Annotated in this window: 17 protein-coding genes; 7 read left to right on the forward strand and 10 right to left on the reverse strand. The window is 30.6% G+C overall.

Annotated elements, in window-relative coordinates; all coding sequences use genetic code 11:
- Positions 1 to 42: 42 nt before the first annotated feature.
- From ACVC3Y_RS04205 to ACVC3Y_RS04220, 4 genes are all read left to right on the forward strand, one after another.
- Entirely contained in the window at positions 43 to 489 is a 447-nt protein-coding gene (locus ACVC3Y_RS04205; RefSeq protein WP_452226199.1) for a DinB family protein, read from the forward strand.
- A 101-nt stretch (positions 490 to 590) separates the two neighbouring features.
- On the forward strand, positions 591 to 2,192 hold the full coding sequence (locus tag ACVC3Y_RS04210) for a hypothetical protein (protein ID WP_452226200.1): 1,602 nt from the start codon (positions 591 to 593) through the stop codon (positions 2,190 to 2,192).
- A gap of 106 nt (positions 2,193 to 2,298) precedes the next feature.
- Complete coding sequence (locus ACVC3Y_RS04215; RefSeq protein ID WP_452226201.1) at positions 2,299 to 4,884, forward strand: hypothetical protein; 2,586 nt, start codon at positions 2,299 to 2,301, stop codon at positions 4,882 to 4,884.
- A 262-nt stretch (positions 4,885 to 5,146) separates the two neighbouring features.
- Positions 5,147 to 6,916, forward strand: coding sequence for an ABC transporter ATP-binding protein (locus ACVC3Y_RS04220; protein ID WP_452226202.1), 1,770 nt, complete (start codon positions 5,147 to 5,149; stop codon positions 6,914 to 6,916).
- Positions 6,917 to 6,929: 13 nt separating this feature from the next.
- Here ACVC3Y_RS04220 and ACVC3Y_RS04225 read toward each other — a convergent pair whose 3' ends face one another.
- From ACVC3Y_RS04225 to ACVC3Y_RS04265, 9 genes are all read right to left on the reverse strand, one after another.
- On the reverse strand, positions 6,930 to 7,916 hold the full coding sequence (locus ACVC3Y_RS04225) for a phosphotransferase (protein ID WP_452226203.1): 987 nt from the start codon (positions 7,914 to 7,916) through the stop codon (positions 6,930 to 6,932).
- 45 nt (positions 7,917 to 7,961) lie between these two features.
- Entirely contained in the window at positions 7,962 to 9,503 is a 1,542-nt protein-coding gene (locus ACVC3Y_RS04230) for an acyl-CoA carboxylase subunit beta (RefSeq protein ID WP_452226204.1), read from the reverse strand.
- Between the two features lie 116 nt (positions 9,504 to 9,619).
- The gene (accC, locus tag ACVC3Y_RS04235; protein WP_452226205.1) at positions 9,620 to 11,062 is read right to left on the reverse strand and encodes an acetyl-CoA carboxylase biotin carboxylase subunit; all 1,443 of its coding nucleotides are present in this window, start codon (positions 11,060 to 11,062) and stop codon (positions 9,620 to 9,622) included.
- A 61-nt stretch (positions 11,063 to 11,123) separates the two neighbouring features.
- The gene (locus tag ACVC3Y_RS04240; protein ID WP_452226206.1) at positions 11,124 to 11,612 is read right to left on the reverse strand and encodes an acetyl-CoA carboxylase biotin carboxyl carrier protein subunit; all 489 of its coding nucleotides are present in this window, start codon (positions 11,610 to 11,612) and stop codon (positions 11,124 to 11,126) included.
- 95 nt (positions 11,613 to 11,707) lie between these two features.
- On the reverse strand, positions 11,708 to 12,400 hold the full coding sequence (locus ACVC3Y_RS04245) for a PrsW family intramembrane metalloprotease (RefSeq protein WP_452226207.1): 693 nt from the start codon (positions 12,398 to 12,400) through the stop codon (positions 11,708 to 11,710).
- A 9-nt stretch (positions 12,401 to 12,409) separates the two neighbouring features.
- Entirely contained in the window at positions 12,410 to 12,964 is a 555-nt protein-coding gene (locus ACVC3Y_RS04250) for an NUDIX hydrolase (protein ID WP_452226208.1), read from the reverse strand.
- Between the two features lie 10 nt (positions 12,965 to 12,974).
- Entirely contained in the window at positions 12,975 to 13,748 is a 774-nt protein-coding gene (locus ACVC3Y_RS04255; RefSeq protein ID WP_303424449.1) for a class I SAM-dependent methyltransferase, read from the reverse strand.
- A 14-nt stretch (positions 13,749 to 13,762) separates the two neighbouring features.
- Positions 13,763 to 16,819, reverse strand: a complete 3,057-nt coding sequence (locus tag ACVC3Y_RS04260; protein WP_452226209.1) for a protein O-mannosyl-transferase family — start codon at positions 16,817 to 16,819, stop codon at positions 13,763 to 13,765.
- A 65-nt stretch (positions 16,820 to 16,884) separates the two neighbouring features.
- Positions 16,885 to 18,954: a BNR-4 repeat-containing protein gene (locus tag ACVC3Y_RS04265; protein WP_452226210.1), complete on the reverse strand. Its 2,070-nt coding sequence runs from the start codon at positions 18,952 to 18,954 to the stop codon at positions 16,885 to 16,887.
- Positions 18,955 to 19,159: 205 nt separating this feature from the next.
- Here ACVC3Y_RS04265 and ACVC3Y_RS04270 point away from each other — a divergent pair, with 205 nt between their 5' ends.
- The 3 genes from ACVC3Y_RS04270 (at position 19,160) to ACVC3Y_RS04280 (ending at position 23,248) form a co-directional block, all read left to right on the forward strand.
- Complete coding sequence (locus ACVC3Y_RS04270; protein ID WP_303424458.1) at positions 19,160 to 19,726, forward strand: hypothetical protein; 567 nt, start codon at positions 19,160 to 19,162, stop codon at positions 19,724 to 19,726.
- Positions 19,727 to 19,767: 41 nt separating this feature from the next.
- The gene (locus ACVC3Y_RS04275; protein WP_452226211.1) at positions 19,768 to 22,149 is read left to right on the forward strand and encodes a beta strand repeat-containing protein; all 2,382 of its coding nucleotides are present in this window, start codon (positions 19,768 to 19,770) and stop codon (positions 22,147 to 22,149) included.
- Positions 22,150 to 22,246: 97 nt separating this feature from the next.
- Complete coding sequence (locus ACVC3Y_RS04280) at positions 22,247 to 23,248, forward strand: hypothetical protein (protein ID WP_452226212.1); 1,002 nt, start codon at positions 22,247 to 22,249, stop codon at positions 23,246 to 23,248.
- Between the two features lie 4 nt (positions 23,249 to 23,252).
- Here the strand turns inward: ACVC3Y_RS04280 and ACVC3Y_RS04285 are convergent, their stop codons facing one another.
- On the reverse strand, positions 23,253 to 24,401 hold the full coding sequence (locus ACVC3Y_RS04285) for an aminotransferase class V-fold PLP-dependent enzyme (RefSeq protein WP_452226213.1): 1,149 nt from the start codon (positions 24,399 to 24,401) through the stop codon (positions 23,253 to 23,255).
- Positions 24,402 to 24,455 lie beyond the last annotated feature (54 nt).

A 24,455-nucleotide genomic window follows, 5' to 3' on the forward strand; every position in this document is an offset into this window, starting at 1 on the left:
ATTAGCTATTTTTGGGTTTCCAATCTTAATAAAATCTTAATTATGTTAATAGAAACTTTAAGTAAACTTTTCAATAGAGATTTAAACGCAATTATAGCAGAAATAAATGCATATACCAACGAAAGTAACTTATGGAAAGTAGAAGGTGATGTTAAAAATTCTGCAGGCAATTTATGTCTTCATCTGGTAGGAAATTTAAACACTTTTATAGGCGATTCATTAGGTAATTCAGGATATATAAGACAACGAGAATTAGAGTTTTCACTTAAAGATATTCCTAAAACAGAATTAATTAAACAAATTCAAGATACTATTCTGGTTGTTGAGCATACGTTGAAAAATCTAACAGAAGCCGATTTACAAAAAGAATATAGACGTCGGGTTTTTGAAGATACCATGACGACCGAATATTTTTTAGTACACCTTACCATGCACCTCTCCTATCATTTAGGGCAAATAAATTATCACAGACGTTTGTTAGATCAATAATTATAAAAGATTACTGTTTTAATTAAAAACATACAACTTTTATTAGAATGAAAATATCATATTATTTTTACATTTACACTTTCATTAAATAAAGTATAAATATGTTTAATAGCTACCCAAAAGGTATCGTTTTTACTTTCGTATTATTTTTTAGCTTTTTTAGTTTATTTGCACAATCTAATAAAACTGAGTTTATAAAGTTTATAGATTCGGCAGCTAGTTATATAGATGAAAACAAAAAATTAGCAAATGTTTATTTAGACTCTATTCCGAAACCTATTGATAAAAATATTGAAGGTCGTTTGGCTGAATATTATCAGTTAAAAGGAATTATTAATGATGATTTTGATGAGCAAACATTAGTGTTTCAAAATTTCATGCAAGCTTTAAAGTATGCTAAAATTGAAGCGGATTATGACATTGCAGGAATGAGTAGTTTAGAACTTTTTTATAATATTCATTTAGTAAAACAAGATTCTGTTTTAGCATTAAAATATTTAAATGAAGCTGAAAAGTATTATTCTCTTTCAAACAATACTAACGGTTTAGCGGAGGTAAAACAAATGACCGCTTATATGGCTCTAAATAATAAAAACTATTTTAAGAGCAACGCAATAATTTTTAAAGATTTAGAGTACTATAAAAGTATAGAAGACGATGCATATTACTATATGTATGCATTATTTATGTTAACCACTAATTACACTAATTTGGGCGATATAGATAATGCCCACAAATATTTTAATCATTTAAAAAAATTAAAAAAGAATAAAACAATACCAAAGTCACTCTATAATAAACATGAGGTTACCTTGTATGGAGCTATTGCTAATTTTTATTTTAAAAAAAATAATATAGATTCATTACAAGTTTATTTACAAAAATTTGGATCCTTGCGAAAAGCAATGAATGATCACGATACCCGAAATTATTTTAGATTAAATTTCGATTATTATGATCGTATTAAAGATTTTGATACCAGAAATGCTTTTAATGATTCTTTACGAGATTTTGAAGCTCTACAAATGAATAAAGTTCTAGATGCAAGTATTCAAATTAATAATGAATTAATAGATTCCGAAAATCTCTTGCTTAAAGAAACCAAAAAAAAATATTTAAATAGAAATTTGTTTATCGCTGCATTACTGGTTTTACTTTTTTTAGCTGGATTTGTAAGTATGCGTTATAAAAAAATAAAACAGTCTTTTAAAGAGTTTAATAAAAGAGATAAAGAATTTGTGTTTTTAAAAAAGAACCATGAAAAACTTCAAGTAAAAGTTCATGGTTTAGAAGATTATATTACTGAAGTAAAAAAGGAAGTAAAAAATATTGCTGTTTTAAATAATCAATTAGAACAACGAAATAGAATAAAAGAACTTTATAAAAAAATTCATCATAACTCCTCCACTATATTAGCCAAAGGAGAAAGCCATTTAGAATTAATTAATGATCTAAATGTTTCCTTTTTCTCAAAAATTAATGCGTTGCATCCAGAGTTAAATTCATCCGAGCAAATAATATGTTATTATCTTTTTACGGGTTTCAAAAATAAAGAAATTGCAGCTTTTTTAAATACTTCAACGCGAGCTGTAGAGAGTAAAAGATACCGAATTACCAAAAAAATAGATGGTATAACCAACAGTGTTTCACTTGTGGATTATATTAATAAAGTATTTGAAGAATCAAAGCAGAACAACACTTAACAAGCTATTTTATGAATGCGTAGTTATTGCGTAGTTTAAAACTATGATACTAAAATAGAATATGTGGATTTTTGTAGATATATAATTTATAAATCTACTTTTAAAAATGAAAAAAATCTACTTAGTAACATTGTTGCTTTCATATGTAATGATGTTTTCACAATCCGATTCGAAATTTCAATCGAAAATAGATTGGACAAAAATGAATAATAACGAAGGGGTTACCTTTTATCAAGTACAAGAAAATTTTAATACTTATTGGAAAGGTAAATCACCAGAAAGAGGAAAAGGATATAAACCTTTTAAGCGTTGGGAAGATTATATGACACCAAGAGTATATCCTTCTGGAGATATGTCATTACCTACTACAACCTACGATAATTATATGAAATGGCAATTAGCAAAAGCGAATCCATTTAATAGATCTTCTACTACAGTAATAAGTAACTGGACTCAACTTGGACCAATAGGTGCCGCAAACGGACCTTTGCCTTATACAGGTACTGGAGCTGGGCGAGTAAATTTTGTGCGTTTCGACCCAACAAATGCAAATAACATGTATGTTGGAGCGCCAGATGGTGGTTTATGGAATTCTACAGATGGAGGTACAACTTGGACCACAAATACAGATTTCTTAGCGGTTATTGGATGTTCAGATTTAGCAATAGATCCTACCAATACACAAATAATGTATTTAGCAACTGGAGATATTGAAGGTAATAGAAATAGTTTAGGGATTTTAAAATCTGAAGACGGAGGTGTAACATGGAATACTACATCTCTTGTTTTTGATCCTGCATCATACGAGGAGAAACTTTCTAAATTATTGATGGATCCAAATGATCCTTTAAAAATGATTGTAGCCTCAAGCTATGGTGCTTATTATACCACAGATGGTTGGGATACCTATTATAGTAGTACTTTTAGTAGTGGTACTCCAGTATTAAAGGATATGGAATTTAAACCAGGATTATTAAATGCTGGAACTGTGTATGCTTCTGGTACAGAATTTTATAAATCAACAGATTTTGGAGCAACTTGGTCATTAGCTGGTAATGGCTTACCAACTTCTAATGTTTCTCGAATAGCTTTGGCTGTAACTCCTGGAAATGACTCTTATGTGTATGCGGTAATTGGTAAAGATAGCGATCAATCTTATATGGGTACGTATCGTTCTACAGATAGTGGAAATAATTTTACTACCATGTCTACAACACCAAACCTATTAGGATATGATTTTGATGGCTCCGATTCTGGTGGACAAGCATTTTATGATTTAGCAATTGTAGCTTCTCCTACAGCACCAAATACGATTACAGTAGGTGGTGTTAACCATTGGCAATCTACAGATGGTGGTGTAAATTGGTCAAATAAATCGGTTTGGAATTCCGGAGAGATTCATGCAGATGTTCATGAGCTTGTATATAAACCAGGTAGTTCTTCAATAATGTATTCGAGTAATGATGGTGGCTTTTATATTTCTACCGATAATGGGGATCAATGGACAGATATTAGCGGTAATTTAGCCATTGGTCAAGTTGTTAAATTGGGATTGTCTAGTAACAACCCATTCGGTATTGTTGCTGGTGAGCAAGATAATGGGACTATTTTAAACGATGCTTCATTAAATGATTGGTATGGTATCAATGGAGGTGATGGAGGTGAATGTTTTATCGATTATACAGATGATAATATTATTTATGTGCAATATGTAGAAGGCAAATATAGTCGTGTTGAATATCCTGCCGAAACAAATACACCAATTCAGTCAGGACTTCCAACTGGTATAGATTTTTATAGTCCTTTTAAAATGGATCCAGTAAATCACTTGAAACTTTATTCTGGTGGTACACCAACGTTATACACATCTGTAGATCAAGGTAACAATTGGTCGGCTCTAGGAACATCTCCAGGTACTGGTAGTATTACAGATTTTGTAGTTGCACCAAGTGATCCAACGGTTATTTATACGGTACAAATGGATGCTATTTCTAAATCAACAAATTCAGGAGGATCATTTACAGATATTACAGGTACATTACCAACTACTGTTGCATTTTCAAGTATAACTGTTTCTAATATAGATGCAAATAAAGTTTGGGTAACATATTCTGGTTATGATAGTGTAAATAAAGTATTTAAATCTACCGATGGAGGTGTAACATGGACTAATATTTCTGCAGGACTGCCAAACGTACCAATAAATACGCTGGTTTTTAGAAATGCTGGTATTGCAGATGAAATTTATGTAGGAGCAGATATTGGTGTCTTTATTATTAATAATAATGTGACTTCATGGCAACCATTTATGACTAATTTACCTAATGCTGCTGTTAGAGATTTAGAAATTTTTTATCCAACCAATAAATTAAGAGCAGGAACCTATGGTAGAGGTGTTTGGGAGTCTGATCTTAATACTCAAACTTTAGGTATTGAAGAAATTATTAATGTTAATAGTAATAGTGCAGTACTTATTTCTAGTGATGAAAATGAACAATTACAAATAAAGTCTTCTTTACATAATATAGATAAAGTAGTAATTTATGATGTTTTAGGAAAAAGAATATTTAAAAAAGAAGGAATAAATGCTACAATATTTAAAGATAATTCTATTACAAAAAGTCAGCGTGTTCTATTTGTTAGAACTTCTCTTTCTGATGGTTCTATTTCAATTAACAAAGTTTTATTTTAATTTTTAGCAGCGTTTAGTAATTAATGATATTTGAATTCCATATAAATTGAATTAAGAAAAAATTACAGGAAGTACTTATAGAGTAGTTCGTAAATTAAATGTTAAGGAAAAAAGAGCCGCGAAAGTGGCTCTTTCTTTTATTATAAGAGGTTGTAAATAGGAAATACAACTTGTGCCATAGTATTAAATTAACAAAACATTTGTTCTTACACTAAAGCCTATTAGGTTTTCAAACGTATCTTTGCTAGATATAATAATAGACATGCAACATTTAAAAACTCCAGACTCTAAAGATAAATCTAAGTCAAAAGTAACCCTAAAACAGGCGTTTAAAACCATTATTTGGCCTAGGCGTAAATTGGTGTTTATTGGTTTGGTATTAATTGTAATTAAAAGTATTTCTGGTTTAATACTGCCTTGGCAAAGTAAAGTATTGTTAGATGATGTAGTCCCAAGTGGAAACACAAGTAAATTATGGACCTTAATTCTAATTGTAATTTGTGCAATAACGGTGCAAGCAATTACTTCTTTTTTGCTTACTAAGATTTTGAGTGTGCAAGCGCAATATTTAATTTCTGAGTTACGTGCACAAGTACAAAAAAAAGTGCTTTCTCTACCAATTCGTTTTTTCGATAATACCAAGTCTGGTGCATTGGTTTCTCGAATAATGACCGATGTGGAAGGAGTTAGAAACCTCATTGGTACAGGTTTAGTACAATTAGTAGGAGGAACATTTACAGCAATTATTTCACTAATTATCTTAATTAAACTAAATCCATGGATGACACTTTTTGTGTTTATTCCGTTATCTATTTTCGGAATAATAGCATTAAAAGCATTCAAATATATAAGACCAATTTTTAGAACTAGAGGTAAAATTAATGCAGAAGTTACTGGTAGATTAACCGAAACTTTAGCAGGAGTTCGTGTAATTAAAGCATTTAATGCAGAAGAACAAGAAAACATAGCTTTCGAAAAAGGAGTAGATAGATTATATCAAAATGTAAAAAAGAGTTTAACAGCTACTGCTTTAATGACAAGTTCTTCTACATTTTTAATAGGAGTGGCAACTACGGGAATTATGGGTATTGGTGGTTATTATATGATTCAAAATGAAATGACTACTGGAGATTTTCTGTTTTTTACTTTAGTTCTAGGATTTATGATTGCACCAATTATTCAAATGAGTAATATTGGAAGTCAATTAACCGAAGCCTTAGCTGGTTTAGATAGAACAGAAGAGCTAATGAATATGCCAGCTGAAGCGGATGACGAAAACAGAACCATAGAACTACAAACAGTAAAAGGAGACATTGCATTTAATAAGGTTAATTTTTCTTATGAAGCAGGTAAACCTGTATTACACAATATAGATTTTAATGCACCTTCTGGTTCGGTAATTGCCTTGGTTGGTAGTTCCGGATCTGGAAAATCTACCATCGCTGGATTATCTGCAACTTTTTTAAATCCAGAATCTGGTCAAATTACAATTGATGGTCAAGATCTTTCTAAAGTAAAATTAAATAGCTTCCGAAAACATTTAGGTGTTGTTTTGCAAGATGAGTTTTTATTTGAAGGAAGCATTAGAGAAAACATTATGTTTCCTAGGCCAAATGCTTCCGAAGCACAAGTACAAGCAGCAATAAAAGCAGCGTATGTAAATGAATTTACAGATAGATTCGAGGATGGTTTAGAAACTTTAATTGGTGAAAGAGGAGTGAAGCTATCTGGAGGTCAAAGACAGCGAATAGCCATTGCAAGAGCTATTTTGGCAGATCCTAAAATTATTATTCTAGACGAAGCTACTTCTAATTTAGATACAGAAAGTGAAGCACTAATTCAAAAGAGTTTATCGCAATTAACTAAAAATAGAACGACTATAGTAATTGCACATAGATTGAGTACGATTCGTAAAGCGGATCAAATTCTAGTTATTGAAAATGGTGAAATTGCTGAACGTGGTACTCATGATACATTAATTGCTTCACAAGGAAGATACTTTGAACTGTATACATATCAGGCAAAAATTTAAAGCAAATAGTTTTTTAAATTTTTATAGTATTAAACACCATCCATTGCTTGACAGTATGTATCCAGTATTTTAAAAATTCCTCACTTAAAAACGGATTAGAAAAATCGTTAAATCGTTGGATGTGAATCCCATTATAATGTAGCCAAATCGCTAAACCACCAAAAGGAATTAATCGTTTTTCTTCTTTATTAATTGGAGTGATATTTTCATAGCCTTCGTAAAAAGCAATTTGTTTTTCTTTAAAAACTTCTTTGTTAGGTTCGTTCCTAAACAAAATCATTAAGAAATAGGAAATATCTAGAAATTGCCAGCCATTACCGCAATTATCGAAATCGAAAATGGTAATTTCAGTAGCACCTTTAATCTTCATATTTTCATACCAAAAATCTAAATGCACAACACCTTTTCGTAATTCGCCGGTATTTGACTTTTCAAATTCGGTAGTAATTCTACTGTTTGCTCGTTTATAAAAAGCCATTTCTTCAGACCCTTTTTTAAAGAATTTTGTTGCAGCTTGATAGGCTTCATTTACAAGAGTATTCGCATTGTAATCTATCCTGTCTATCGTTTTATTTAAAGTAAACTGATGAAATTTTGCCATCGTTTTGCCAATAGTATTGCAAATTTCTTTGGAAGGATTTCGTATCGTTTCCCCTTCTGCATAAGAAAATAAAACTGCAAAACGTTTTCCTTCGGAAGCATTTAAACTTTGTATATAAGTATCTTTTATATTTTTTATAGGAAAGGCAACAGAAAACCCATTAAGTTTTAAATAGGTTAATAAATTTAATTCTTCTTCAATTTCATTTTGGGTTCTCCAATTTAAAAAATAGACGCGTAAAACGTATTTTTTAGATGAAGATGAAATTAAATAGGTATGATTAATTCCGGTTTTTAAAATGCTACACGTTGTAGAAGCATCTAGATTATATTGCTTTTTTACAAATCCTGAAAGATATTCTGGCGAAAGTATACTGCTAATAGTAGGAGCGTGGTGCATGATAAAAATGACTTAAGATATAGAGGTTTTCTGTCTGCGCAGAAATTATAACGGAATATTACCATGTTTGCGTTTTGGTCTTACAACCTCTTTATTTTCAAGCATTGCAAAAGCTTTAATTAGCTTTCTTCTGGTATCTTTAGGTAGAATCACTTCATCTATAAACCCGCGTTCTGCAGCACTATACGGATTTGCAAAAAGTGCAGCGTATTCTGCTTCTTTTTCCTTCCATTTTTCTTCTGGATTTTCAGCTAATTTAATTTCTTTTTTAAAGATAATTTCAGCAGCACCTTTAGCTCCCATAACCGCAATTTCTGCGCTTGGCCAAGCAAAATTCATATCACTACCAATGTGTTTTGAATTCATTACATCGTAAGCGCCACCATAGGCTTTTCTAGTAATTACAGTAATTCTAGGTACAGTAGCTTCACTAAAAGCATATAAAAGTTTTGCGCCATGTACAATAATACCATTCCATTCTTGATCGGTTCCTGGTAAAAATCCTGGAACATCTTCTAATGTTAATATCGGAATATTAAATGCATCGCAAAAACGAACAAAACGTGCGGCTTTTTTAGAGCTATTAACATCTAAAACACCTGCTAAAAACATAGGTTGATTAGCAACAATACCAATACTTCTTCCGCCCAAGCGAGCAAAACCTACTACAATGTTTTCTGCATAATTTTTATGTATTTCGTAAAACGAATCTTCGTCAATAATACCAGAAATAACTGCATGCATATCATACGGTTTATTTGCATTACTAGGAATTATATTCGATAAGTTATCACGTACTTCGTCTTGTAATTCAAAAGGAAGTTGTGTGGGAGTTTCAGTATTATTTTGAGGTAAGTAGCTTATAAGTTTTTTAATATCTTCTAAACATTCCACATCATTGGAAGCTGTAATATGTGCTACTCCAGATTTAGAGGAGTGTGTACTCGCTCCACCAAGTTCTTCGCTAGTTACTTCTTCGTTCGTTACTGTTTTTACAACGTTTGGACCGGTTACAAACATGTAACTGGTATCTTCTACCATAATAGTGAAATCGGTCATTGCTGGCGAATATACTGCACCACCAGCACAAGGTCCCATGATTGCAGATATTTGCGGAATCACTCCAGAGGACTGTACGTTTTTGTAAAATATGTCGGCATAACCACCAAGCGAACGAACACCTTCTTGAATACGTGCTCCACCAGAATCGTTTAAACCAATTATTGGTGCACCTACCTTAAGCGCTAAATCCATAACCTTACAAATTTTCTCTGCGTGTGTTTCGGATAAGGATCCACCAAAAACAGTGAAATCTTGTGCGAATATGTAAATAAGTTTTCCGTTTACGGTTCCATAACCAGTTACAACACCATCTCCATAAAACTGTTGGTTTTCCATACCAAAGTCTTTCGTTCTATGTGTTACCAAAGCACCAATTTCTTCAAAAGAACCTTCGTCTAGTAAGTACATAACGCGTTCTCTAGCAGTTAGTTTTTTCTTTTGGTGTTGTTTATCAATTCTTGCTTGCCCGCCTCCTAAATAGGCTTGTGCTAGTTTTTCGTTGAGGTTTTTTATTTTGGATTCCATTTTTAAATACTTTTTTCTCGCAAAAACGCAAAGGCGCAATGCAGTGTATGGTTACTTTTTATTTAAATTAAAATAATGAAACATCGCTACTGTTTTTATATCTTGAGTATTGTAAATTATTTTATAGGTAATCGCAATACTTTTTGGTCTTCAATATATTGTTTAACAGCTATTAATGCAGCAATTTTAGCTTCTTCTTCCTGCTTTTCTTTTAAAGCTTCTGAAGAGTAATATTTTTTCACAAAATGTGTGTCAAAGTTTCCAGATCGAAATGCTTCATGTTGGCAAACAAAGCTTCCAAATGGTAAGGTGGTTTCAATACCTTCTACTTGATATTCTTGAATTGCTTTTAGCATAAGCTCAATAGCTGCTTCTCTAGTTTCTCCAAAGGTAATTAGTTTTGCGAGCATAGGATCGTAATAAATTGGAATATCCATACCTTGTTCAAAACCATTATCTACACGAATATTTTTGCCAATAGGTAGTTTATAGACTTCTAAATTACCAACGCTAGGTAAGAAATCGTTTAAAGGATCTTCGGCATATACACGCAATTCTAGCGCATGGCCATGAATTTTTAAATCTTCTTGTTTAATAGGAAGTGTTTCTCCTCTAGCTACTCGAATTTGTAATTCTACTAAATCTGTATTTGTGATAAATTCTGTAACTGGATGCTCTACTTGTAAACGAGTATTCATTTCTAGAAAATAGAAATTAAGATCATCATCTAGAAGGAATTCTACAGTTCCAGCACCAACATAATCACAAGATTTTGCGACTTTTATTGCGGCTTCTCCCATTTTTTCTCTCATTTCTGGGGTTAAAACGGCAGAAGGTGCTTCTTCTACTACTTTTTGATGACGACGTTGTACACTACATTCTCTTTCGAATAAATGTATCACATTACCATGTGTATCTGCCATTACCTGAATTTCGATATGTCTTGGTGAAGTCACATATTTTTCAATAAACACGGAACCATCACCAAAAGCATTAACAGCTTCGCTAATAGCACGATCCATTTGAGAAGTAAAATCGGCTTCTTTTTCTACCACACGCATTCCTTTTCCACCACCTCCAGCTGAAGCTTTAATAAGGATTGGAAAGCCTATTTCTTTAGCTATTTTTTTAGCTTCAGGAATATCTGTTATCGCTTCATCTGTACCAGGAACCATTGGTATATGATATGCTTTAACAGCTTCTTTTGCTGCTAATTTGCTTCCCATAATCTTAATTGCTTTCGATTTTGGACCAATAAAAAGGATGTTGTTCTTTTCGCAAGCTTCTGCAAAATCGGCATTTTCAGAAAGAAAACCGTATCCTGGATGAATAGCATCTACTTGTAAATTTTTAGCTACAGCTATAATTTTATCTCCTAATAAATACGATTGATTAGAAGGAGCTTCTCCAATAAAAACGGCTTCATCTGCAAACTTTACATGTGGTGCATTTCTATCTGCAGTAGAGTAGACTGCTACGGTTTGGATGCCCATTTTTTTTGCGGTTTGCATCACACGAATGGCAATTTCACCTCTATTTGCTACTAGTATTTTTTTCATCGATAAATTTATTTATCGTTCCCTAAAAAACGGGAATCTTTTTGTTTATAGTTTACTTAGATTATGCTTCAAATTCAATGAGTAGTTGGTTTTTTTCTACAGCATCTCCTTTTTTTATAGAAATCGATTTTATAATTCCATCTCTTGGAGAGGTTATAACGTTTTCCATTTTCATGGCCTCTAAAATTAAAAGAGCATCATCTTCTTTTACTTCTTGACCTACTTTTATATTGATATCTAAAATCAACCCAGGCATTGGCGCTTTTATGTCTTTTACTTTTTTGGCTGCGCCAATGGTAAATCCCATTTCTTTTATTAACGAATCTAAACTATTGTTAATTAGTATTTTGTATGTGTTGTTGTTAACTTTTACTTTATACGTTTTTTTGTTAAAATCTGCTTCTGTGATTTCTGCTTTATACGATTTGTTTTCTTGAAGTATATGAAATTTTGAAGGAGCAATTTTTATATTATCTAATGCTAATGCGTCATTTTTTGTAATATCAATTTCTGAAGCGTCATTGATTTTTACTGTATAAGATGTGTTCATTATTATAAATTTAAATGCAAGCAAAGATATGTATAATTACGAAAACGATTTAGTTGGAAGATTATATTTCTGCTAATTTGTTATAGTTTTAAGTTTTATATTGTTGAAGAATCTTTAAATCTAGAATTATTAGAGTGTTTTTTAATTGCTTTTCGAGAAAGTAGTACACCAATAAACAGCGAAATAAAAGCACCAATCCAGATACCAGGAATAAACTCTAGGAATAAAAAGAAATCATAAGCACCATGAAATAGTATTGCTAGTAGTAAACCTAATAGGTTTAGGATCATTCTATTGTTGGAAAACTTTGCTTTCCCCATAAAATAGCCCATTAATACAGCAAATGTAGCATGTGCAGGAACTGCAGTAAAAGCTCTTAAAAGTGCAGTTTCTATGCCTCCTTGAAGGACATACATAATGTTTTCGGTAGCTGCAAAACCCATGGATACCATTACCGCGTAAACAATGCCATCAAATTGCTCATTAAAAGCTTTATTTGGTTGTGCAAAATAGCGTACAATGATGTACTTGCTAAACTCTTCAATTAAAGCAACGATAAAAAAAGCTTTTATAAAAAGTTGTAGCACACTTGTATTACCAGCAATAGCAATAGGAATTGTATAATCGGAAATCACATAAAGTATGGTTGTAACTAGTATACTTACAATTGCACCAAGTAAGAAACTATAAAAAAGTAGAAGTTTGGGTTCTTTATCGTATTTATCATTGTAATAAATGTACAATATGATTAAAAAAACCGGAGCTATTGCTAAAGCGAGTAAATGCATTTGGCTAAATTAAGGTATTCTTTTTAAAATTTCAGCTATAATTTTAGTGTAGTATGCTTTATTGCTTGCAACGAAATGATTATTACTTTTCGAGTGTTTTAATAACTCGTTAAATTCAGTAATATGAACAAGTTTAAGTCCTTCAACCTCTTCTTTTTGGAATTTTAAAGCGGAAATATTTACATTTAAACCTGCTAAAAAAGTATGGTGAAATTCGTTATCTATAATACCGTTTTCATAAGTCTGAAAACATTTAAAAACACCAATTTTTTGTAAATCTTTTTTTGAAATACTTAATCCTATTTCTTCTTGTATTTCTCTAATAGCAGCTTGCTCTATGGTTTCGCCAGCATCTACATGGCCAGCAACCGAAACATCCCAAAGTAAAGGACAAATTACTTTTGAAGCAGCTCGTTGTGCTAATAAAATCTCGCCTTTTGGAGTATAAAACCAAATATGTGCTGTGTTATGGTAGTAGCCTTTTTGATGAATTATAGATTTTGCTACAGATTTCCCAGTAGCTTCACCTGTTTTTGAAACAATGTCTATTTGTTCGTCTTGCATTTAATAAATATTACTTTGTTAATATACAGAAAAAATCTAAGGTGTCTTTAGAGTATTTTTGAAGTGAATAGTCTTCTAATTTTATGTTGTTAACTAATTCTCTATTTTTGTTTAATAGCGTAATTCTATTCATTCTATTTGCTATTTCATAAGGTATTTTAAGTAATGTTTTAGGCAGTTTATATTGTATATTAAAAATATCAAAGCGCATAATTCGCTTAACAGATTGTTCGTTTTTAAAATAATACTGATCTGTTTTTTTATTACCTTGAATACCTTCAATAGTATATTTTATAAATTTTTTTTTAATTAGGTCGTTTAATTCCGAATACTTATATTCTTTAACATGCCAAGGGTTTCTTGCTATCGATTTTTTTGCGTTAGGGGTAGTTATATATGCTTTTCCATTAGGTTTTAAAACTCGATGAATTTCATTAATAAAAAGATTGACATCTTTTATGTGTTCGATTACTTGAAATGAAATAACCACATCAAAACTATTGTCTTTTAAATTACTTAAAGGAGGTATGTTTTGATGTAGAATTGTGGTTTTTGGATGTCTGTATTTTATTTTATCTAATACATATTTAGATTTATCTATAACAGTTATATTCTTTGCTTTTTTTAGAATAAGATCTAAGCCATAGCCTTCTCCACATCCAATTTCTAAAACATTTCCATGTATTTTTTCAGCTATTAAATGATATGCTTTTAATGTTCTTTGAAATAATGGTTGGTCTGAAGTTATTTGGGAAGAGGTAATCTCGGTTGAAAATGAAAACATTTTAAATAATTAGGTTAATATGGCCAATTTATCTTTTGCCATTGTATATAATTTGGTTCAAAATTTTTAAAGCGTTGTTTGTTAGATATAATAATTTCTTTATCGCCAGGGAATTGATTTATCATTTGTAAATACATGTTTTTTAATTTTTCAGCATGTTTTACATTTATTATTGGATTTGGCGGGTTAAAAGAGGTTGTCCATTGCAGTTCTTCCCAGAGATTATTAATAGCTAAAACACATATTTTAGTGCCTTTATTAGGTAGACCAGCTCTAAAATATAATTTACCTAATGCATATGCATATTGCTTATAAGCAATAGTGTTATTAGGTAAAACAGAAAAAGATTTGTCTAAAACAGCTATGGCTTGTTGTTTTTTGCCTTCTTCTAATAATGCTTGTGCTAAAAAATAATAATTACGCCTTAAAATATCTTGCGCATAAGTTCTATTTTCATAAGTAATAAATTTTGTATCATCATTTAGTCTATTAAATTGTACTTTCTCCATTAAAAAAGGATACATCATTTTTGTATTAACAATTTTCTGGTTTGCTAGAGGGTTTTTTCTTTGAATGGGAGCTAACTCCTCTACTAAGCCATTTTGAATAAAGTAATTTTGCAGGCCTAAATAATGACTAGTTTTTCCATTAATGGCAAAGCATATTGATCTATTTTCAATATTATTATTAATTATATTTAGTAATACAATCTCGTTTAAACCGTAAAAGTCTTTAGCATATTCCCATGCTATCTTATTGGTATATTGAGCATTTAATGCTTTAGCTCTTAGGTGTTTGCTTTTTATTTTTGCAGTATCTATAGGGATAGCAAATTTGGTTGCAGGTATGTAATGTCTTAACTTTCCATTCCAATTAATTTTTGTGTTGCTATTCTTAAAAAATTCAAATAAAACAGGCAATACAGCTGCAGTATTGGTTTCTTTTTGAAGTGGAATTAATTTATCGACACCATTTACATAAAAATCTTTCTCTAAGCTAATTTCAATTGGATTGGAATTGTATATTTTATGTTTCAGTTTATCGATATGTGTATCTAAATTCATTTGATCAAAATTTAGAACTCTCACATCTGTTCTATATTTTTCAACTTCTTGTAAGTACCATAAAGGAAAAGTCATGTTGTCTCCATTAGTAATAAGTATGGATTGTTCTGGGCATGAATCTAGATACGCTTTAGCAAAATCGTATGCAAAAGTGTCATAACTACGTTGGTGATCATTCCATCCTTTAGCTACTAGTTGTATAGGTGCACCAATAAAAACAATACTAGCTACAATTAGCAGTCTCGTTTTACTAGATAAAATAAATTTAAAAGCGTTGTAGATATAAAGAATGGATAGTCCTACCCAAAGTGAAAAAATTACAAATGCCCCCATAAAAATATAATCCCGTTCTCGAACTAAAATACTAGATGGAACTGGGTTAATGTAAATGGTAATACCTACACCAAAAGCTAAGAAAATAAAAAGTGTTGTTAATAAATATTTTTTACTTTTTAGTAGGGAAAGCAATCCTAAAATTCCGAAAAGAAAAGGAATAAAATAATAGGTGTTTCTACTTTTATCTTTTTTAAAACGATCTGGCATGATGGAGTAGTCGCCAACTCTTGATTTATCGATACTATTAATTCCGCTTACCCAATTCCCATCTTTTATATAACCTAAGCCTTGATTGTTGTTTTGTTTCCCTATAAAATTCCAATATAAATACCTTAGATTTAGCCAAGAGATTTGATAATTTATAAAAAAGTGGAAGTTTTCTTTATAGGTAGGCTTATAAAGTGTTTTGTTCTCCCCATTAACTGGGTAATTAATAGGCGCTCCTTTTATTGTAGTCCAAGATTTATAATTTCCTGCATTACCAGCGTCAAATAATCTAGGAAATAACATGGAAAATTCTTCCGAATAGTTTACCTGATTATATTTCCCATCGTCTATTGTAATATATTTTTTTTTGGAAGTATTATAAGTTAAAATAGGTTTTCCATCTGTAAAAGGTACATTTTTATCTAAAGGAGCATTATATGTATATCCTTTAAGAAGTGGTATATGTCCAATTCCAAATTGATCTCCTTTAATGTATTGTAACATTCTATTACTAGTACTTACGCCATTTGCAATTAATGTATTAGCATTCGCTCTTTGAAGTGGCATAATATAGGAGCTAAAACCAATTAAAAAAAACAGAAAAGCTAAAGTACAATAGTGTATTATGATTTTTTGTTTTCTATAGGTAATCCATAATGTAACCGAAAAGAATAGGACTAATAATAGAATTGTAATTAGCACACCTGTATTTACATTTGCATTATAAGTATTTACTAACCATAAATCTATGGTATAACTTAATTTAATAAGACCTTGTATAGCAAATAAGTAAATACTAAAAAAGAGTACAGTCCCAATAATTAAGGATAAAACGATGTTTTTAATAGTTAAACCATATTTTTTATGCGTAAATAGAAGCGATAATGGAATAATTATAGAAATGGTTATTAAATGAACACTACTTGCTATTCCTAAAAGCAAAGCAAATAATAAAAGAAGTCTCCTTTCAATATATTTATTAGAAGTATTCTCCCATTTTAGCATTACATAAATCATTATTGTCATTAATGCAAATGAAAGTGTGTAGACTTCAGTCTCTGTTGCGGCAACCCAAAAACTATTAGAAAATGCTAATGTTAAGGCAGCTGTAATACCAGTAAAAAAGGGTAAGTATTTAGTTTCAAATAGCGATGAATTTATTTGTATTTTAGTGGTTATAAAATAGGTTATTTTAAATAGGAAAGTTACGGTTAGTGCTCCAAAAAAACCGGATATTAAGTTAGAAATAAAAGCAACTTTTGTTACAGGAAAAAACTGTAAAATAATACTGCAAAGCATCGTGTAAAAAGGGGATCCAGGAGGATGAGTTGCCTGTAAATTATAACTACTAGCTAGAAACTCTGGACTATCCCAAAAAGTGATGGTTCTTGGTGCAGAAATAAAGTATACAATAAATACAATTATAAAAAGAATAAAGCTTACAATTCTTTCAACTTTTATCATGTTAACAGTAGTAATTTATTTAAAATTAATGGCAAGATAGGAGAAATATAAATTGGATATATAATTTAATCTAATAAATTATATATTTCATTACTAGCTAAAAGAATGGCTCCAGAGATGCCAATATTCCATTCTTCACTTTTATATTTTTTTTCAAATATGGGTTGCATTAATAATATCCAAGACTCTATTGTTTTTTGCTTGTGGCTAATTGGAATAACACCATCATTAATTCCTTTAGCAATTGTATAAATAGAAAGTGCATTTGTGTATAGCTGTTTATAATTTGTAACGTTTTTTTGGATTTTCAATAAATCGGCTACATGTTTAAGGTATAATTGCGATAGATTTTCCTTTTCTAAATTATCATTTTCATTAATTAAGCTTAATAGCTTCGATAAGGTAACTACTTTAATATCTGGGTTTATTTGTTCTATATCTTCTGTGTTTAATGCATTTAATCTATTTACTACCGTTCGATTATCTCCTAAGTTAAAGTTCCAAATAAGGTTTTCTAGTGAAAGTACATCAAATTCAACTTCTTCCTCATATTGAAGTATGTTAAGCACTTCATTTTTGTATCGGTTTTCATTAGTAATCGTGTAAAAAGCTTTTAATCCATCTAAAAAGATACCATATTCATGTTCTCCTTTTTTTAAAGCAGAAGGGTTTTCTAACTGCCAATCTGCTAATTCACGCATGGTTTGAAGTATTCCTTCTTTTGTTGTTTTTATGTCTGTTTTAGGATATTTAACATCCATTTTTATGGCTGTTTTATACCTGTCTTCAAAGTGAAGCGCTCTGTTTTTATTTACAGAAAACAAGGAGTAATTAATGTAATTTGTATTCTGAATCCATAAAATTTGCGGATACTGATCTTTTTTTGCATTTCGAATGGCAAATGGTCTAATATTATTTTTAGTAGAATTATTAGTTATATGCTTCACTTTCCAAGTTTTTCCATCGTCTTTGGTAATCCATTTTTCTATTTCAAAAAAATCATTCCTTTTAACCGATAAATATAATGTGTTTGGCGTTTCATGGTCTATAGTAATTCCTCCAGAGTAATTTGGTTCTGAAGCTTTGTCCCCTTCTGGGATATCAAGAAAACTAGTGCCAGAATTTATTAAGTCATAATTATGCCATTTATTGTTTTTCCATATAGCATAACAGTAAATATGGTTTTCGCTATCAGGAAATTTTGCGTAGACAATTATTGGGTTTCCGTTTTTACTTTGCGCAATATCCCAATTCCAAACTTTATTGTTTTCAGGTGTTTGTTTGTAAATAACATCCAAATCTTGTTCTTGAATAGGTAACTCGTCTATAGTCTTTATTTTTGTTCCATCTGCTTTATAAAAAGCGCCAGCTTCATAATACATATAATAGATCGCGTTAGAAGTTTCTTGAGTTGGATGCCCATTAGTAAAAGTAAAATGGATTTTAGACACTCCATCCGAATACACTTTTGTATAAGGCACTTTTAAAGAAGCGACTTCATTAGGCTTAAAAAGAATTTTGCCAGAACTCCATGTTTCTCCATTGTCTATAGATGTTGCAAAATTAGGTTTTAAGTCCACTCCTCTCCAAAATAGAAATATTTTATCATTTTCGGCACTTAATTGAATAGGATTGGTGTAGGTATGATTTAAGTTTTTTGCATTTTTATAGTGTGTTTCATCGTTTAGAAATAACTCTTTTACTGTATTCCAATTATCGATACGTTCTGGAGTACTAGATTTAACCATGTACAAAGGTTTTTCATTTTGTAGGTGCGAGTTAAAAAAGACGGTTATATACCCGTTTTTGTCTATTAATAGAGATGGATTATTATGATCATCTATCTCGAGGTTATCAAAAATTACTTTAGATTTAATTTTTTTATTATCATGGTCATAATATGCTATATGGATGTCTCCATAATTATCAACCCAACCAGTATATGTTCTTTTATGTTTTCCTTCATAATAAACAGCTCTGGGATCTGAAAACCAACTCCAAATTCCATTAAAAGTAACGGATTGAAAATCTAACGAGCGAGTAGTTATTTCTTCTTTATTAGAATTATTTTTTTTTTGACTAAATAATAAATTACTAAATAAAATTAGAAGCAATACTAAATATCTTTGCGTCATAAATAGGTAAAGGTTTAATTTTTAAAATTATATTAAAAATATTTATTATATTCGTAAAAGCTATTAATCTTTCTTAACCTGCATGAAAACACTTGTTTCGTGTGATTTTTTTGTCTAATTCAGGATGAAAAAGGTGTTCCGTAAGATTTTATAGTCTATTTAATCAATATTTGGTGTAAAATATTGTTGAAAAATCAGAATATAAATGAATTTTAAGCATTACAAAAAGATTTTATTTGTTTTAGTTCTCTTTAATATATCTGCATTTGCTCAGAAAAGAGAAAATAGAATAGATGAAGAATTTCCAACCCCAATATCTTTCCCTTACGATTATTTTGGCAATTATTCTGGAAACTTAAGAGTTTCAGATTATACAGGTGTTGTTGCTAATCTTCCCTCAGAATTTTCATTTAAAGAAACAGATGTTAAAGATGAATTTGTCTATTCTTTATCTTATTTACAAGGTAAAGATAAAAAAAGTAGCACATATAAAGTATTTATAATCGATCAAGAAAAAGGATTTTATGCTATAAAAGATGACATGGGCTTAGAGTTTACAGCAACCTTAATAGATAATACGCTATATAGTACGTTCGAAATTAATGAAAACATAATGTTTACAGCATTAGAATTTACTAACAACGGAAAAGTTAAATTAAACATTATTTTATCTAAAAAAATAAATAATAAAAGAACTAAGGAGTTAGAAAAAGATGCGGCTAAATTGTCTAATGTAATTTTATTACAAAAAGCTGTTTTAAGTAAAGTATAAAGTAATTAAACCATAAAACCATAAACCAAAATAATTAAATCATGAAAAACTATTACATTTATTTATGTGTTTTCTTTTTCTCTATGTTAGGGATGAAAGCACAAACTTTAAACGAAACAATGGGTACAGGCTCTGGAGTATCCATAACATCTGGAGATTTTAACACCTATTACGGAGACAGTACAGGATCTTTTACAACTACAGGATCTAGAAACACATTGTATGGTTATAGCGCCGGAAGAAGTGTTACTACTAGTGAGCTAGTTGCCATTGGGTATCTTGCGGGATACTCAAATACTACAGGTTTTGATAATACATTTATTGGTTATGAAGCAGGTAGATTAAACATTAATGGTGGAGATAATACTTTTATTGGTGCAGAATCTGGAGAAAATAATACAACGGGTTACGACAATACTTTTGTTGGGGAAGAGTCTGGAGCAAATAATACTACAGGTTACGAAAATACGTTTATTGGAGAAGATGCTGGTTTTAGCAATACAACGGGGTATAAACAAACCTTTATTGGAAACGAAGTTGGAATTTCATCAGATGTAGGATATAGAAACACAGCTGTTGGTAGTGAATCTATGAGTGATGTAGACGATGGACATCACAATACTGCATTAGGTGATTCTGCAGGTATTGATGTTGGGGATGGTATTTATAATACTTTTGTCGGAGCTGCCTCTGGAGTTGCAACAGAATATGCAGATTATAACACGTTTATAGGTGCGCAATCGGGTTGGGATAATAACCGTACAAATAATACAAGTAATGCAAACCACAATACCTATGTAGGTTTCTCTACTGGTTTTTCAAACAGAGAAGGACAATACAATGTTGGTATGGGATCATTAGCAGATTTTGACAATACAAACCGTTCTAACACGATGTTTTTTGGATATGATATAACTGCTAGTAATAATAACGTAATGGGATTTGGAAATAGAGCTTTTGTAGATGGACAATATTCAATTTCTTTAGGACACGACCATGATGTTAGAGGTGATTACTCAGTGATGATGGGATACTTAGGAAACATGAGTACATTAGCAGATTATTCTGTTGGTATAGGTGATCGAATAGATATTCAAGAAAATGATGTAGTAGGTATTGGACGTAGTGTAGATGTAGACAATCAACAAGCTGTAGCTATTGGTTCTACAACAATAGCGCAAAATGATGGAGCTATTGTTATTGGTTATACCGCTTCTTCTACAGATCCATCTGCTTTAGATCCAACAAATAATATTGCAATTGGATATGCAGCAAATGTACAAGGAATAAACTCAGTTGCTATTGGAAATGCAGCAACTGCAATTAATGATAATACCATGGTACTTGGTGGTTTTACTAACCCTTTAAGTGTTGGTATTGGTACAGATACTCCAAATCCGAATGCGTCTTTAGATTTATCCGGAACAACAAAAGGTTTACAATTAAACCGTATGCTTACCACGGAAAGAACTGCATTAGGTACTTCTTTAGGAACTACAGACGAAGGTTTAGCTGTATATGATACAGAAGATACCGCTTTATACGTTTGGGATGGTACAGCATGGTTAAGTGGCATTAATACAGATGCTCAAGACCTTTCGGTAGCTAGTGATATATTGAGTATTACAGGAAGTACAGATACGGTAGATTTAACTCCTTATTTAGATAACACAGATGCTCAGGCTATTTCTTTAACTACGAATACTTTAAGTATTACTGGGGATGCAGGTACCGTAGATTTAGCTCCTTATTTAGATAATACCGATGCACAAGAATTGTCTTTAACAGGAACAACACTTGCTATAACAGGAAATGCTACAACAGTAGATTTGTCTGCTTTACAAGATGGAACAGGAACCGATGCGCAAGAGTTGTCCTTAACAGGAACAACATTAGCAATAACAGGAAACCCTACAACAGTAGATTTGTCTGCTTTACAAGATGGAGCAGGAACAGATGATCAAAATTTAACTTCTGCTACATTATCTGGAAATACTTTAACAGTAGCTATAGAAGGAGGAACGTCGGTAAATGTTGATTTAGCTCCTATTTTAGCAACATTAGATGCTCAAGTTGCAGATTTAACTACTAGATTAGAAACATTAGAAGCTTGTGCTTGTCAAACACTATCTGTTGAAGATTCTAACCCAGCAAATAGTAAAAGTGGTCCAATATTATATCAAAATATTCCAAACCCATTTAATGGGACTACTTCTATAAAGTATTATGTTCCTGCATCTAATAAGAGTGCTGCGATTGTATTTAGTAATACATCTGGTCAAATAATAGATAATGTTGCACTGAAGCAGTTAGGAGATCATGAAATATTTTTTAATAGTGAATCTTTAGCATCTGGTATGTATTATTACACATTATTTATTGATGGTAGAAAATTTGATACTAAAAAGATGATTATAGAGTAATTGATCTAAAAATTAAACATACAAAAGCTACACTTCATGTGTAGCTTTTTATGTTTATATATTTAATGTCTTTAAATATATCTTTAAACCACTACGTATGAAAACTCTTTATATAGATAAGTTAAATTTAATATTATTACTTATTAGTTTTGCTCTTGCTTGTTTCCTTCCTTTTGAATTATTTCTTTTTGCATATGCATTTTTAGGGCCTTTACATTATTTAACAGAAACAAATTGGATTGCAGATAAAAACTATTTTGTTGCAAACAAAAACTGGAAGTATTTAGTTTTAGTAGCTGCTATTATTTATTCTATACCCTACATTTTTAGTTTACCTATCATGTTAGAATTTTTAAGCGAATCAACAATTACATTCTTAACTTATAAAATTGGGAAATACACGAATTTCGTTCTCTTTTTTATACTAATTTCGGCTATTTTAGCTTTGGTTTATAAAACGTATAAAGCATTTGTTATTAGTTTTTTAATAACATTATTATTATCTATTTGGACATATACTACCAGTGTTTATCTTTTAATTATTGGCGTTTTATTACCAACAATTATACATGTATATATTTTTACAATTCTTTTTATGGTTTATGGAGTGAAAAATAAAAAAACGATATATGGTTTATTAAATATCGTTTTAATTATTGTTTTACCTTTAAGCTTAGTTTATTTAGATGTTGGTATATTTAATTATCAATTTTCTTCTGAAGTAAAAAACACCTATTTAAGTAATAATTTTCATTTACTTAACGCTAATTTAGCTAAACTATTTGGTGTCTATGAGGATCTAAAGTTCTTTTTCTATGAGAAAATAGATTTAAAAATTCAAATATTTATAGCCTTTGCATATATATACCATTATCTTAATTGGTTTTCAAAAACAACAATTATTGGATGGCATAAACAATTAACCAATAGGAAAACAATAATTATTTTAGGTGTTTGGATAGGAATATTATTATGTTATTTATATGACTTCCGATTAGGTTTAGTGTTGTCTGTTTTTTTGAGCGTATCTCATGTGATGTTAGAGTTTCCTCTAAATATAATAACAATCCAAAGTTTGTTTTCAAAAAAAACAACTTAAAATATTATTTGGCTAAAACGGAAGTTAGACAATGTACCAATCTAGAAAAATCTTCTGTAGTATTCAATAAATGGCAAGATACACGAATGTAATTCCCTCTAAACGAAACAAAGATTTGTTGTTGTGCTAAACTTGCTTTTAAAGCTTCTATGTTTATGTTTTCTGGTAATTTTATTCCGAAAAGGTGATGTGTTCTAATGGATTCTTCTTCAATTTGACAACCTAGATTTCTTAATTCTTTTACAGCTTCAGATGAAATATTTTTACAATATTCTTGAATTGCATTAGGAGTCCATGCTATAATTTGTTTTAGTGCAGCAATTTGCATTTTTACATATATAAAGTTTCCACTTTCACCAACAGAATATCTATTCGCTAAGGGTTTGTATTCTTCTTGGTAATTAGTTAGCCCAGCAAAGTTTTCACTATCTAATCGATTACTCCAGTTTTCTTCAATTGGGTTACCATGATCAAAGTGTTCCCCAAAATATGCATAAGCACAACCATAAGGACCAAATAACCATTTGTATCCTGCACAAATTAGTGCATCTGGTTGTATTTCTTTAACCGAAAAAGGTAAAGCACCAATGGTTTGGCTACCATCTATAATGAATAAGGCTTTATGTTGTTTTGTTTTTGAACTGATAGCTTTTAAATCAAAGAGACTTCCATTAGACCAATGAATATGACCCATGGCAACAACTGCTGTTTTGTTTGTAATTGCATTTAGAATATTAGTGTTCCAAAGTTCTCCTTCCTTTTTAGAAATTGTTTTAATTGTAGCATCATATTTTTCTGCTAAATTTTTCCATGAATAATAATTACTAGGAAACTGTTCGTCGATTACTAAAATTTCATCCCCTTCCTTTAAAACAATATTATTTGTAACCGTTGCAATTCCATAGGAAGCAGAAGGTATACAAGCTATTCTATTATAATTGGAAACATCTATTAATTCAGCAAACAATTTTTTGAGTTCTACTACCGGTTCAAAATAATCGGATCCCTTAATAGTATACGGTCTGCTCTTCTGTTTTAAACCTTCTATTCCAGCTTCATAGATTGCTTTAAAAGCAGGAGCTTGTGAAGCAGTATTTAGGTACGTAATATTTTCAGGAATATCGAAATGCTTTTTTTGGTTTGCTAAGCTCATAATAATGTGTTTATTAATACTAAGGATAATCTATTTTAGTAAATCTCATAATGC

The sequence above is a fragment of the Lacinutrix cladophorae genome (assembly GCF_053604645.1).

What these genes read in the sequence shown, in the direction of transcription:
- ACVC3Y_RS04205 (WP_452226199.1), top strand. Translation starts at nt 43, where the DNA reads ATGTTAATAGAAACTTTAAGTAAACTTTTCAATAGAGATTTAAACGCA.
- ACVC3Y_RS04210 (WP_452226200.1), top strand. Translation starts at nt 591, where the DNA reads ATGTTTAATAGCTACCCAAAAGGTATCGTTTTTACTTTCGTATTATTT.
- ACVC3Y_RS04215 (WP_452226201.1), top strand. Translation starts at nt 2,299, where the DNA reads ATGAAAAAAATCTACTTAGTAACATTGTTGCTTTCATATGTAATGATG.
- ACVC3Y_RS04220 (WP_452226202.1), top strand. Translation starts at nt 5,147, where the DNA reads ATGCAACATTTAAAAACTCCAGACTCTAAAGATAAATCTAAGTCAAAA.
- ACVC3Y_RS04225 (WP_452226203.1), bottom strand. Translation starts at nt 7,916, where the DNA reads ATGCACCACGCTCCTACTATTAGCAGTATACTTTCGCCAGAATATCTT.
- ACVC3Y_RS04230 (WP_452226204.1), bottom strand. Translation starts at nt 9,503, where the DNA reads ATGGAATCCAAAATAAAAAACCTCAACGAAAAACTAGCACAAGCCTAT.
- accC (WP_452226205.1), bottom strand. Translation starts at nt 11,062, where the DNA reads ATGAAAAAAATACTAGTAGCAAATAGAGGTGAAATTGCCATTCGTGTG.
- ACVC3Y_RS04240 (WP_452226206.1), bottom strand. Translation starts at nt 11,612, where the DNA reads ATGAACACATCTTATACAGTAAAAATCAATGACGCTTCAGAAATTGAT.
- ACVC3Y_RS04245 (WP_452226207.1), bottom strand. Translation starts at nt 12,400, where the DNA reads ATGCATTTACTCGCTTTAGCAATAGCTCCGGTTTTTTTAATCATATTG.
- ACVC3Y_RS04250 (WP_452226208.1), bottom strand. Translation starts at nt 12,964, where the DNA reads ATGCAAGACGAACAAATAGACATTGTTTCAAAAACAGGTGAAGCTACT.
- ACVC3Y_RS04255 (WP_303424449.1), bottom strand. Translation starts at nt 13,748, where the DNA reads ATGTTTTCATTTTCAACCGAGATTACCTCTTCCCAAATAACTTCAGAC.
- ACVC3Y_RS04260 (WP_452226209.1), bottom strand. Translation starts at nt 16,819, where the DNA reads ATGATAAAAGTTGAAAGAATTGTAAGCTTTATTCTTTTTATAATTGTA.
- ACVC3Y_RS04265 (WP_452226210.1), bottom strand. Translation starts at nt 18,954, where the DNA reads ATGACGCAAAGATATTTAGTATTGCTTCTAATTTTATTTAGTAATTTA.
- ACVC3Y_RS04270 (WP_303424458.1), top strand. Translation starts at nt 19,160, where the DNA reads ATGAATTTTAAGCATTACAAAAAGATTTTATTTGTTTTAGTTCTCTTT.
- ACVC3Y_RS04275 (WP_452226211.1), top strand. Translation starts at nt 19,768, where the DNA reads ATGAAAAACTATTACATTTATTTATGTGTTTTCTTTTTCTCTATGTTA.
- ACVC3Y_RS04280 (WP_452226212.1), top strand. Translation starts at nt 22,247, where the DNA reads ATGAAAACTCTTTATATAGATAAGTTAAATTTAATATTATTACTTATT.
- ACVC3Y_RS04285 (WP_452226213.1), bottom strand. Translation starts at nt 24,401, where the DNA reads ATGAGCTTAGCAAACCAAAAAAAGCATTTCGATATTCCTGAAAATATT.